This window comes from Synechococcus sp. WC101 (genome assembly GCF_047461555.1).
Classification (GTDB): domain Bacteria; phylum Cyanobacteriota; class Cyanobacteriia; order Thermostichales; family Thermostichaceae; genus Thermostichus.
In genome coordinates this window covers 1-1,175 of sequence record NZ_JANSHG010000305.1, presented here as the reverse complement: position 1 = coordinate 1,175, position 1,175 = coordinate 1, and the positions used below count along the sequence as shown (strand labels likewise).

Sequence of the window (1,175 nt, the reverse complement as noted above, 5' to 3'; positions counted from 1 at the left end):
CTCCACAGCTTATGAGATCCTGGCCGGGTTGTTCGACGTGATCGTAGCCAGCCAAACCAGCCTGCAAGGGGTGGAGGTGGTGTTGGAAGGCGGAAGGGTGCAGGTCAACGGTGGCACCTTTCAGCCGAGCAAGGTTACCCTCAACGACCCCCGCTCCAACATCTTGGTCAACGGCAACGCTGCCGCTTTGGAGGGAGCTTTAAACCAATTGGCCCAGATTTTTTGCCAGCAATTTTTGGATCCCTGTGTGCAGGTCTCGGGCAGTGGCCGTATTGCAAGCATCTCAGTCAGTGTCAGCAAGGCAGGAGGCGTAGGTGTAGGCACTGTGCCGGGGAGTAACCCGCTCCTGGAGAACAACGCGATCCTTCTGCAAGCTTTGGGAGCTTTGGCAGTTCGCTACAGCAACAACTCCGGCGGGATCTTCCGCAACAACCAGATCGAAGGGGATCCAGCCACCGCCGCGGCTGGCTTGGCGTTGCAGGCGCGGCAAAGAGACATGGCTGGCACCACCGGGATCCAACTGGATGGAGCGGGATCGGCGCCAGCGATTCAATCCAACCGGATCGGCGTGGGCAGGATAGTCGGCAGTGTCGGCATTCGCATTTTGCAAGGAACCCAGGCTCGCACCATTGTTGGGAATACGTTCCTAGCTCGGGGCGAGGGCGCGGGGGTAGCCATTCAAGTGGCCCCCGGCACGCCAGAGGCAGTAGTCGCTGCTTACTTGGCTGGCAACAACTTCCAGGGCAACTTTGCCGAGAGAGTTGGCAGTGGATCTGTGCCTACGCCGATACCGACAGCTAGACCTGTCCCAGTGCTGACTCCCCCGCCCGCTCCGAGGCTATCTCCAACTCCCCCACTGCTCGGCACCAGCCCTATTCAGATGGATGTGGATGCCATCTTGGGCCTCCAACCCGTCCTCAGGCTTACACCTGACTGAGGTGAGATTGTTCCGGCGCTGTTCCTAGGTATCTGCAGCAGCTTTGGCCACTTTCTCTTCCGTCTCTTCGGCAGCTTTGGCCGCCTTCATTTCCGCCAGAATCTCCTCCGGTCGCTTCCCAGCTCGCTGGGATCCAGGGGGCAGGTCGTGGGGATCGATCACCCCCTTGGGCAGGTAGGCAAACTCCCGTAGAGGTGTCACCATTGGATCCTCTGTTACTTTGGAAGGCAGGCGACCT

The 1,175-nt window shown here is 59.7% G+C and carries 1 protein-coding gene and 1 pseudogene; one reads left to right on the top strand and one right to left on the bottom strand.

Annotated elements, in window-relative coordinates:
• Positions 1-937, top strand: a 937-nt coding sequence (locus NW809_RS12705) for a right-handed parallel beta-helix repeat-containing protein (RefSeq protein ID WP_414402311.1), incomplete at its 5' end; no start/stop codon positions are given.
• A 24-nt stretch (positions 938-961) separates the two neighbouring features.
• Here the strand turns inward: NW809_RS12705 and NW809_RS12700 are convergent.
• A pseudogene (locus NW809_RS12700) lies at positions 962-1,175 on the bottom strand (NAD(P)H-quinone oxidoreductase subunit I); the annotation flags it as partial.